Origin of the sequence: Caulobacter sp., from assembly GCF_039596335.1 — a bacterium.
In the GTDB taxonomy this organism is placed as follows: domain Bacteria; phylum Pseudomonadota; class Alphaproteobacteria; order Caulobacterales; family Caulobacteraceae; genus Caulobacter.
Genome location: NZ_JBCNJZ010000010.1, coordinates 234296 through 245017, shown reverse-complemented (window position 1 = coordinate 245017; position 10722 = coordinate 234296). Strand labels below are relative to the sequence as shown.

Sequence of the window (10722 nt, the reverse complement as noted above, 5' to 3'; positions counted from 1 at the left end):
CGCGCCGCCCGACTTCGCCAGCGTGATCGTGATCGCGGCCGTCAGCGTCGTCTTGCCATGGTCAACGTGACCGATGGTGCCGATGTTGCAGTGCGGCTTAGTGCGTTCGAACTTTTCCTTGGCCATCTTCTTAGCTCCAGGACCCCAGAGGGGCCTTTATCAAAATAGGTTGGACTTCTGGGGTCGGGCGAAAGGGGCTCCTTTGAACCCCTTTCAATCCTGCGTCTAGGCTTTTCCGAAACGGAAAGCTTAGGCGTACTTCTTGATCACTTCGTCGGCGACGTGTTGCGGCACCGGATCGTAGTGGTCGTAGACCATGCTGAACTGGGCGCGGCCTTGCGACATGCCCCGCAGGGTGTTCACGTAGCCGAACATGTTGGCCAGCGGGACGAAGGCGTTCACGACCGTCGCGTTGCCGCGCATGTCTTGACCTTGGATCATGCCGCGACGGCTGTTCAGGTCGCCGATGACCGAACCCAGGTACTCTTCCGGGGTCACGACCTCGACCTTCATGATCGGCTCGAGCAGCTTCGGGTTGCCCTTGTCGCGCAGTTCCTTGAAGGCGGCGCGCGAGGCGATTTCGAAGGCCAGGACCGAGGAGTCGACGTCGTGGAACTTGCCGTCGGTCAGGGTCGCCTTGAAGTCGATCAGCGGGAAGCCAGCCAGCAGGCCGTTGTCCTTGACCGATTCCAGGCCCTTCTGGACGCCGGGGATGTATTCCTTCGGCACAGCGCCGCCGACGATCGCGTTTTCGAACACGAAGCCCGAACCCGGCTCGCCCGGTTCGAAGGTCAGCATGACGCGGGCGAACTGGCCCGTACCACCGGTCTGCTTCTTGTGCGTGTAGTCGATGTCGACCTTGCGGCCCAGCGATTCACGATAGGCAACCTGCGGCGCGCCGATGTTGGCTTCGACCTTGTAGGTCCGCTTCAGGATGTCGATCTTGATGTCCAGGTGCAGCTCGCCCATGCCCTTCAGGATCGTCTGGCCCGACTCGAAGTCGGTCGAGACGGTGAAGGACGGATCTTCAGCGGCCAGCTTTTGCAGGGCGACGCCCAGCTTTTCCTGGTCAGCCTTCGACTTGGGTTCGACGGCGATTTCGATAACCGGAGCCGGGAATTCCATGCGCTCCAGGATGACCGGCGACTTCAGCGGATCGCACAGGGTGTCACCCGTGCGGGTTTCCTTCAGGCCAGCCAGGGCGACGATGTCGCCGGCATAGGCTTCCTTGATGTCTTCGCGGTTGTTCGAGTGCATCAGCAGCATGCGGCCGACGCGCTCGCGCTTGTCGCGCGTCGAGTTCAGCAGGGTCATGCCGGTTTCCAGCTTGCCCGAATAGATGCGGCAGAAGGTCAGCGAACCGACGAAGGGGTCGTCCATGATCTTGAACGCCAGAACCGACAGGGGCTCTTCGTCCGAAGCCTTACGGGTGACTTCTTCTTCGGTCTTGAAGTCGATGCCCTTGGTCGCGGGGATGTCCACCGGCGACGGCAGGTAGTCGACGACGGCGTCGAGCAGGGGCTGGACGCCCTTGTTCTTGAAGGCCGAGCCGCAGAGGATCGGATAGAAGGCGCCGGTCAGAACGGCCTTACGCAGGCACTTCTTGATGACGGCTTCCGAGGGCTCTTCGCCGCCCAGATAGGCTTCCATGGCTTCGTCGTCGAGTTCGACGGCGTTCTCGACCAGGTAGGCGCGGGCTTCCACGGCCTTGTCCATCAGGTCGGCGGGGATTTCCTCGTCGCGATAGGTCGCGCCCAGGCCATCGTTGTCCCAAACCACGGCCTTCATGCGGACCAGGTCGACCAGGCCCTTCAGAGCCGATTCCGAACCGATCGGGAATTGGATCGGAACAGCCTTGGCGCCCAGACGGTCGCGGATCGATTCCACCGACTTGTCGAAGTCAGCGCCGATCTTGTCCATCTTGTTGACGAAGACGATCCGCGGAACCTTGTACTTGTCGGCCTGGCGCCAGACGGTTTCGGTCTGCGGCTCGACGCCGGCGTTGCCGTCCAGCACCGTCACGGCGCCGTCGAGGACGCGCAGCGAGCGCTCGACTTCAATCGTGAAGTCGACGTGCCCGGGGGTGTCGATGATGTTCAGGCGCTTTTCGGCCCAGAAAGCGGTCGTCGCGGCCGACGTGATGGTGATGCCGCGCTCTTGCTCCTGCTCCATCCAGTCCATGGTCGCGGCGCCATCGTGGACTTCGCCGATCTTGTGCGACTTACCGGTGTAATACAGGATCCGCTCGGTCGTCGTCGTCTTGCCCGCGTCGATGTGGGCCATGATGCCGAAGTTGCGGTAGTCTTCGATTTTATGCGTACGGGCCATAGCGAGAGCTCTGCAAGGCGGGCGTATCCTGACGGACGCGACCTGATTTAAACGTGCGGCGCGGGCGGTTTATCGCAAACCGCCCGCGCCTGAAAGAGTGCTGGTAAGAAAGCTTACCAGCGGTAGTGTGAGAACGCCCGGTTGGCTTCAGCCATCTTGTGGGTGTCTTCGCGCTTCTTCACGGCGGTGCCGCGGTTGTTCGAAGCGTCGAGCAGCTCACCGGCCAGCTTTTCGGTCATGGTGTTCTCACCGCGCTTGCGCGCAGCGGTCACCAGCCAGCGGATGGCCAGGGCGCGGCGACGGTCCGGACGGACTTCGACGGGCACCTGATAGGTGGCGCCGCCGACGCGGCGCGAACGGACTTCGATCGCCGGAGCGACGTTGTCCAGAGCGGAGTGGAAGGTCTCAAGCGGACCTTGGTCCTTGCGCTTGGCTTCCAGGATGTCGAAAGCACCATAGATGATGTTTTCGGCGACGGCTTTTTTGCCCTCGTACATCACGTAGTTCATGAACTTCGTGACAATCAGGTCCCCAAACTTGGGGTCCGGCAGGACTTGGCGTTTCTCGGCGCGACGGCGGCGGGACATCTTCTTCTATTCCTTACTTCGGACGCTTCGCGCCGTAGAGCGAACGACGTTGCTTACGATCCTTGACACCTTGGGTATCCAGGACGCCGCGCAGGATGTGGTAACGGACACCGGGCAAGTCCTTGACGCGGCCGCCGCGGATGAGCACCACCGAGTGCTCCTGCAGGTTGTGGCCTTCGCCCGGAATGTAGCACACGGCTTCGATGCCGGTGGTCAGACGGACCTTGGCGACCTTACGAAGCGCCGAGTTCGGCTTCTTCGGGGTCGTGGTGTAGACGCGCGTGCAAACGCCGCGACGTTGGGGGCAGCCCTTCAGGGCCGGCACCTTGTTCCGCACCGGCTTCGGAGAGCGCGGCTTACGGATGAGCTGGTTAATGGTAGGCATTAAGTCTCTGCTCTGATGGAAGCGTGTGCCTTTCGGCCGGGGCGCTTCAGGTCCTTGTCTCTTGTTGTTCTTGGTTCAAGGCTCCGCTTGGAGACCCGATAAACACGAAACTCGCCGGGGCGCGGGAAGCACACCAGCGGGTTTTTCCTCCCGAGGGAAGAAAGCTCATCAGAACGCACGCGAACGCACGCCTCGAAAAAGAGCGCGGTATGTACTCGCGAAGCGGGCGACAGTCAATCGCCTGTTCCTGCGTCGGTTAACGACGGCTTAAGGCCTCTATTGCGGTCAAGTTTTCGCCACCGGAAGCTGTGCAGCGTCAACGGCGGGGAACGTGTCTTGTCTACGCCGCCAGCCTCGCCATGTGGGATATCGGCGCAGCGAAGACAAGTCGCCGCGGGAGGACGGGTGAGCGTTAGGGTGAGGATCGGCGGGCGTGACCGGAAGCGGGCGGCGATTCTCGCTGGGTCGCTGCTGCTGCACGTGGCCCTGCTGGCCTGGCTGGCCCTGCCCACCATCCCGCGCAACATGATCGCCGACGAGCTGCCGACCATGATCGTCGAGCTGGATCGGCCGGTCCCCGTCGAGGTCCCGCCGCCGCGTCCCGCCCCGTCGGAGGCCGCCCCCGTCGCGCCGGCGACGCCTACCCTGCCCTTCCAGGTCCGCCCGCCGGCCCGGCCCGCGCCCGCCGGGGCGCCGGTGCTGCAGGTCCCCTCGGCCCGGATCGCCAAGCCGGGGACCGCCATCCGCCCCGCGCCCCTGCCCGGCGAGGGCGGCGACCTGCGTACGGCGCTGCGCAACAGCTACACCGGCTGCGTCAGCGCCGACGCCGTGGGCCTGAACCGCCGCGAGCGCGAGAGGTGCGACGAGCGCTTCGGCGCGGCCAATCCCAAGGGCGATCCGCTGTCAGGCATGACCGCCCAAAAGCGCCAGGCCTTGGAAGCGCAGGGCGCGGCCCAGCGCGCCTATCGCGACTATCTCGACGCCCCGATGGGTCCGGGCGTCGACCATCGCAGCAAGGATCAGCCCGGCACGATGAAGGAGATCCCCTTCGTGCTGGGCGCTCAGCAGGACGGCCTGGGCCGCGAGCGCAAGTCGGTCACCGACCAGATCCGCCGCGAGAAGGACTCGGCCGAACGCGCCCAACGCTTCCTGGACCTGCAGAAGAAGGCGGGGCAGCGCTAGCGGCTGCAAACACGCTCATCCCCGCGAAAGCGGGGACCCAAGCGGACTTTCCGGATCGATCGCCATCCGAACCCTTGCTCAGCCCCAGCTTGGGTCCCCGCTTTCGCGAGGATGAGCGATTGTTATTGTGGTGTTCTGCTGAGGGAGAGGAAACGCCATGCGCTTTACGGCTGGCCTGTGCACGGCCCTGGTTCTGTCGACGATGACGTCGACGGCGGGGGCCCAGGACTATTCGCAGTTTTCCGACGCCGCGCTGGAGCGCGAACTGGCGCAGAAGGCCGATGTCGACATGTATCAGATGGCGCCCATGCGCGACGGCGTGCGGCTGGCTACCAACGTCTACCGGCCCAAGGGCGCCAAGGGCCCGCTGCCGACCATCCTGATCAAGACCCCCTACAACGAGCTGGCCTACAAGCCGCGCGCCGCTCGCGACGCCCTGAACGCCATCAAGCACGGCTACGCCCTGGTGCTGCAGAATGAGCGCGGCCGTTTCCACTCCGAGGGCGAGTGGGAGATCCTGGGCAAGCCCCAGACCGACGGCTACGACACCCTGACCTGGATCGCCAAGCAGCCCTGGTCGAACGGCAAGGTCGGCACGCTGGGCTGCTCGTCCTCGGCCGAGTGGCAGCTGGCCCTGGCCGCCCAGAACCACCCGGCCCACGCGGCGATGATCCCGATGGCCTCGGGCGCGGGCATCGGCAAGGTCGGCGAGTTCCAGGAGCAGGGCAACTGGTACACCGGCGGCGTGCCGCGCACCCTGTTCTTCGTCTGGCTGTACGGGGTCGACAATCCGCTGAACCCGCAGCTGCCCAAGGACCTGGACTCCAAGACCATCGCCCGCCTGGCCAAGTACAACGACCTGGCGCCCAAGAAGCCCGAGGTCAGCTGGCCCAGCCAGATCCGCAAGCTGCCGGTGGCCAACCTGCTGCAGGACCTGGGCGAGCCGAAGGGCACGTTCGATGAGCTGATCGCCCGCGACGGTCCGGCCGATCCCGCCTGGCGCAAGGGCGGGCTCTATCACGACGACAAGGGCTGGGGCGTTCCGGCCCTGTGGTTCAACTCGTGGTACGATGTGTCGATCGGCCCGAACCTGGCGCTGTTCAACCACGCCCGGACGGTGAACTCCGACAAGGAGGCCAGCGCCAACCAGTACGCCGTGGTCACACCCGGCACCCACTGCACGTTCAACGCTAAGACCCTGCAGGCGCCCTACACCTCGGGCGACCGGCCGATGGGCACGGTCGACTTCGACGCCGACAAGGAGGTCTACGCCTTCTTCGATCGGTGGGTGAAGGGCGACAAGGCCGCCTTCCCGGCCAACACCCCGCCGGTGCGCTACTACGCCATGGGCGAGAACAGCTGGAAGCAGTCGGCCCAATGGCCGCCGGAGGGCGCCAAGCCGATGCGGCTCTATTTCCGCTCCAGCGGCAAGGCCAACAGCGCCGCCGGCGACGGTCGCCTGCTGGCCGCCGCGCCCGCCGCCGGCGAGCAGCCCGACCGATACGTCTATGATCCCGCCAATCCGGTGCAGACCATCGGCGGCGGCGACTGCTGCAACGGCGGCTTGGTCACGGCCGGGGCCTTCGACCAGCGGGTGATCGAGGCCCGCGACGACGTGCTCGTCTACACCAGCGATCCCCTGACCGCCCCGGTCGAGGTCAGCGGCTTCGTGCGCGCCGTGCTGAAGGTGTCGTCCGACGCCAAGGACACCGACTTCGCCGTCAAGCTGGTCGACGTCGCGCCGGACGGCACGGCCTATATCCTGGGCGACACCATCCTGCGGGCTCGCTACCGCGACGGGTTCGACAAGCCCAAGATGCTGACCGCGGGCGAGGTCGCGACCCTGAAGCCGACCCCGATCACCACCAGCAACACCTTCCTGCCCGGCCACCGCATCCGGGTGGAGGTCACCTCGTCGAACTTCCCGAAGTTCACCCGCAACCTGAACACCGGTGGCGACAACGAGAAGGACACCGCCTTCGTCACGGCCCGCAACGCGGTTCACCACGCCGCTGGCGAGGAATCGTACATCGAGCTGCCGGTGGTGGCGAAATAGAACCCAGGCCCGCCACCCTACTCACCGTGGGTGGCGGGACCCTGTTCGGCGAACGGTAAACCGGGTCACACTAATGCGGGCCTCAGGTTTTCTGGCGCCGCGACAAACCCCATTGCACCGATAGGGGATCGCGAAATTCCTGGGCGACGGCGATCGCCGCGCAAGGAGATCCCGATGCTCAAGTCCCCTGCCCTGATCCTGGCCCAGATCGCGACCCTGGCCGTGCTGAGCCAACCGGCCGCCGCCCAGACTCCGCGCCAGACGCGCGACACGGTGCTGCCGCCGTCGGTGCTGACCTCCGACGATCCCCAGCGCATCCCGCGTCGCCCGGTCGCCGCGCGCCAGACCCAGACGGTGCTGAAGGGCGGGCGGGTCTTCGATTCCCTCAGCGAGACAGCCTATCCGGCCACCGTCGTCATCGAGGGCCGGACCATCAAGGCCGTGCTGCCGCCAGAGTCCGCGGACTGGACCGCCGACGCCGAGGTCATCGACGTGACCGGCAAGACGGTGATGCCGGGCCTGATCGACCTGCACGTCCACATGACCTATCCCGACCCCGACACCCCGATCGACGAGCAGGCGACCGAGGGCTCGGGCGTCCTGCGCGGCGCGCGCAATCTGCGCTGGTTCCTGGAGTCGGGCTTCACCTCGGTGCGCGATCTGGGCGGGGTGCTGAACGCGCCATTCCAGCTGGCCCAGTGGAGCGCCGCCGGCCAGATCCCGGCCCCGCGCGTCTTCGCCGCCGGACACATCATCACCGGCACCGGCGGCCACGCCACCGAGCGGCCGATCACCCCCAACCACGGCCCGGCCTATCAGTGGGAGCGCGACGGCGCCGACGCCTGGCGCGGCGCGGTGCGCGAAGCCTTCAAGCAGGGCGCGGCGGTCATCAAGATCGCCAGCCACTTCTCGGCCGACGAGGTCGCCGCCGCTGTGGACGAGGCCCACACCCTGGGCCTGCCGGTCACCTGCGACTGCGAGACCCTGTATATCGACCGCGCGGTCGCCGCCGGGGTCGACATCATCGAGCACCCCCTGCCCCGCACCGACGCCGTGATCACCGCCATGGGCCGCAAGAAGACGGCCTCGGTGCCGACCCTGCAGGTCTATCAGAACGTGCTGGACACCTCGGGCGGCTTCTACGGCTCGACCTCGCGCCGCTTCACCATGACCAGCCAGTCCAACTTCGACGTCTTCAAGAAGCTGAAGGCGGCCGGCGTGGTCATGGGCGTGGGCACCGACACCATCGGCCGCGTCAACACCATGACGCCCAACCCGTACATCGCCGAGCTGAAGTGGTTCGTGAAGGGCGGATACACCGTCCCGCAGGCCCTGATCGCCGCCACCCGCACCAACGCCCAGATCCTGGCCATGGACGACAAGCTGGGCGTGCTGCAGGCCGGCAAGCTGGCCGACGTCATCGTCGTCGACGGCCGCCCCGACGAAAACCTCGACGACCTGGCCCGCATCGACCGGGTGTTCAAGGACGGCCGCCCCTGGGTCCAGGGCGGACAGGTCGTCACGCCCCGCCACATCTCCGCGCCGCTCGCCAAGCCCTCGCCGCCGGCCGAGACGCGCTGACCGCCATTCCAAGTTTCCCGTTTCAGAGATCGACCATGTCCAAGACCACCCTGCTGCTGTTCGCCAGCCTGGCAACGCTCGCCACCGCCGCGCCCGCCCTCGCCCAGAATGTTGGGGCCCAAGACGCCAGCGACGTCTCCGAAGTCGTCGTCACCGGTAATCGCGGCCAGGCCCGCACAGTCGTCTCCAGCGTCGCGCCGATCGACGTGATCAGCGGCGAGCAGCTGGTGAAGATGGGCGGCGCGGCCCCGCTGCGCGACGCCCTGACCCAGCTGATCCCGTCGTTCCAGGCCCAGACCGTCGGCTCGTCGTCGTGGGACAGCCTGGCGCGTCCGGCCGGCCTGCGCGGCCTGGGCGGCGTCCACGTGCTGGTGCTGGTCGACGGCAAGCGTCGCCACAACAGCTCGCTGACCAACCTCAACACCGGCAACCTGTCGAACGGCGGCAACCCGGTCGACCTGGATCTGATCCCGACCAGCGCCATCGCCCGCATCGAGGTGCTGCGCGACGGGGCCGCAGCCCAGTACGGCTCGGACGCCATCGCCGGCGTCATCAACATCATCCTGAAGAAGAACACTGACGGCGGCCGCCTGAACGTCAACGCCGGCGAGCGCTATAGCTATAACGGCGTCTCGGACGGCGAGACCGTCCAGGCCGACATCTGGCACGGCTTCAAGCTGGGCGAGGACGGCTATCTGACCCTGGCCCTGGACGCCAAGACCCAGAACGACGCCCTGCGCGGCAGCAACACCACCGGCCAGCTCTACTTCCCGCTCGCCGGCGGCGCGCCCGATCCGCGCGAGCTGACCGCCAACCGCTATCAGCTGTACCGCGGCGGCCTGCCCAAGACCAAGTCGGCCAGCCTGTCGGCCAATGCCGGCCAGGCGTTCGGCGAGGTCGACGTCTATAGCGCCGCGACGCTCAGCTTCCGCGACGCCGTGGTCGGCCAGGGCTTCCGCCGCCCCAACAGCAACCAGAACCTGCTGCAGATCTATCCGGACGGCTTCGCCCCCAACTACACCCTGGACGAGGTCGACTATCAGACGACCGCGGGCGCCAAGTGGCTGGCCGCCGGCTGGAACCTTGACCTGTCGACGACCTATGGCCGCAACCGCGTCGAGCACGGCTCCAGCAACACGCTGAACGCCTCGCTGGGTCCGGCAAGCCCGACCAGCTTCCACACCTTCACCTCCAGCTTCGAGCAGTGGACGACCAATCTGGACGTCAGCCGCCAGTTCCAGGTGCTGGGCGGCCGCGACCTGACCGTGGCGGCCGGCGGCGAATACCGCTGGGAGCGCTATCGCACCCGCGTCGGCGATATCGACGCCTACCGGGCGGGCGGCTACGTCTATCCGGCGGGTTACGGCAACCTGGCCGGCCGCGCGGCGACCGTCGGCGCGCAAGGCGCCGTGGTGCTGGATCCCTCGGACGAGGCCAATATCTCGCGCGCCAACTATGCGGCCTATCTCGACCTCAGCCTGGACGTGACCGACAAGTTCTTCGTGGCCGCCGCCGGCCGCTACGAGGACTATGACGACGCCGCCGGCGACGTGTGGAGCGGCAAGCTGTCGGCCCGTTACGAGTTCAGCGACGCGGTGGCCCTGCGCGCCACGGTCAGCAACGGCTTCCGCGCCCCCTCGCTGTCGCAGCAGGGCTACGCCCAGACCTCCAACCAGGCCAATATCGTCAATGGCGCCTTCACGTTCGTAGAGTCCAAGACGGTGCGGCCCGAGTCCGCCGTCGGCCAGGCCCTGGGCGCCAAGCCGCTGACACCCGAGACCTCGACCAACTACAGCGTCGGCCTTGCCCTAACGCCGCTGCCCGGCCTGTCGATCACCCTGGACGGCTACCGCATCGAGCTGCGCGACCGCATCGCCCTCACCGGCCTGCTGTCGGGGACCGGCGTCAGCCAGATCCTGACCCGCAACGGCCTGCCGTCGAACCTTTCGGTGCGCTACTTCGCCAACGCCATCGACACCAACACCACGGGCCTGGATCTGGTCGGCGCCTATGCCCGCGACCTGGGCGAGCTGGGCCGCGCCCGCTTCACCCTGGGCTTCAACTGGAACAAGACGCGGATCGCCGGCATCGCCGCCAATCCGACCCAGCTGGCGGGCCTGGGCCTGACCCTGTTCGACCGCCAGCAGCGCGGCTCGGTGACGGTGTCCACGCCGCGCACCAAGCTGCTGCTGGGCGCCGAATGGACCAAGGACCGCTGGCGCGTGAACCTGCGCGAAAGCCGCTACGGCGCCTTCGACAGCCAGAACAACGTCGTCACGTCCGACCAGCACTACGGCGCCAAGTGGCTGACCGATCTCGAGGTCGGCTACACGGTCAACGACCGCGTCACCCTGGCGATCGGAGCCAACAACCTGTTCGACGTCTATCCGGACCGCAACACCGTGCCCGATACCAACGGCTTCGCCCCGTTCGGCGGCAACTCGCCGTTCGGCGTCTACGGCGGCTACTACTACGGCCGGGTCTCGATCGACTTCTAGAGCGTGGCAGCCAAAAGTGTGAGCGGTTTTGGCGTTTGCCACGCTCTAAATGTTTGAATGGGAGCCTGTTTATCCGTTTCTGATGTTTCCATCAGAAACGGACAG

8 protein-coding genes and 1 pseudogene are annotated in these 10722 nt (G+C 66.5%); 4 read left to right on the top strand and 5 right to left on the bottom strand.

What is annotated here, in order from left to right:
* From ABDW31_RS21210 to rpsL, 4 genes are all read right to left on the bottom strand, one after another.
* On the bottom strand, positions 1–126 hold a 126-nt coding region (locus ABDW31_RS21210; RefSeq protein WP_343698811.1), incomplete at its 3' end, for a GTP-binding protein.
* Between the two features lie 123 nt (positions 127–249).
* Positions 250–2328 carry an elongation factor G gene (gene fusA / locus ABDW31_RS21205; RefSeq protein WP_184722327.1) on the bottom strand — a complete coding sequence of 693 codons (2079 nt, stop codon included), beginning with the start codon at positions 2326–2328 and terminating at the stop codon, positions 250–252.
* A 113-nt stretch (positions 2329–2441) separates the two neighbouring features.
* Positions 2442–2915, bottom strand: a complete 474-nt coding sequence (gene rpsG, locus ABDW31_RS21200) for a 30S ribosomal protein S7 (RefSeq protein WP_058350130.1) — start codon at positions 2913–2915, stop codon at positions 2442–2444.
* A gap of 13 nt (positions 2916–2928) precedes the next feature.
* Positions 2929–3300: a 30S ribosomal protein S12 gene (gene rpsL / locus ABDW31_RS21195; protein ID WP_004624021.1), complete on the bottom strand. Its 372-nt coding sequence runs from the start codon at positions 3298–3300 to the stop codon at positions 2929–2931.
* 405 nt (positions 3301–3705) lie between these two features.
* Between rpsL and ABDW31_RS21190 the strand changes: the two genes are divergently transcribed.
* The 4 genes from ABDW31_RS21190 to ABDW31_RS21175 all read left to right on the top strand — a co-directional run bounded on the left by ABDW31_RS21190 (position 3706) and on the right by ABDW31_RS21175 (position 10617).
* The gene (locus ABDW31_RS21190; RefSeq protein WP_343699490.1) at positions 3706–4482 is read left to right on the top strand and encodes a hypothetical protein; all 777 of its coding nucleotides are present in this window, start codon (positions 3706–3708) and stop codon (positions 4480–4482) included.
* Between the two features lie 157 nt (positions 4483–4639).
* Positions 4640–6538, top strand: a complete 1899-nt coding sequence (locus tag ABDW31_RS21185) for a CocE/NonD family hydrolase (protein WP_184722331.1) — start codon at positions 4640–4642, stop codon at positions 6536–6538.
* 174 nt (positions 6539–6712) lie between these two features.
* Positions 6713–8119 (top strand): amidohydrolase family protein, encoded by a 1407-nt coding sequence (locus ABDW31_RS21180; RefSeq protein WP_184722334.1) that lies wholly within the window; start codon positions 6713–6715, stop codon positions 8117–8119.
* A 35-nt stretch (positions 8120–8154) separates the two neighbouring features.
* A complete protein-coding gene (locus tag ABDW31_RS21175; protein ID WP_184722336.1) occupies positions 8155–10617 on the top strand; it encodes a TonB-dependent receptor in 2463 nt (820 codons plus the stop codon).
* Here the strand turns inward: ABDW31_RS21175 and ABDW31_RS21170 are convergent.
* Positions 10617–10709: pseudogene (locus tag ABDW31_RS21170) on the bottom strand (hypothetical protein); the annotation flags it as partial. The gene ABDW31_RS21175 and the pseudogene ABDW31_RS21170 sit on opposite strands and share 1 nt — an antisense overlap.
* Positions 10710–10722: the final 13 nt, after the last annotated feature.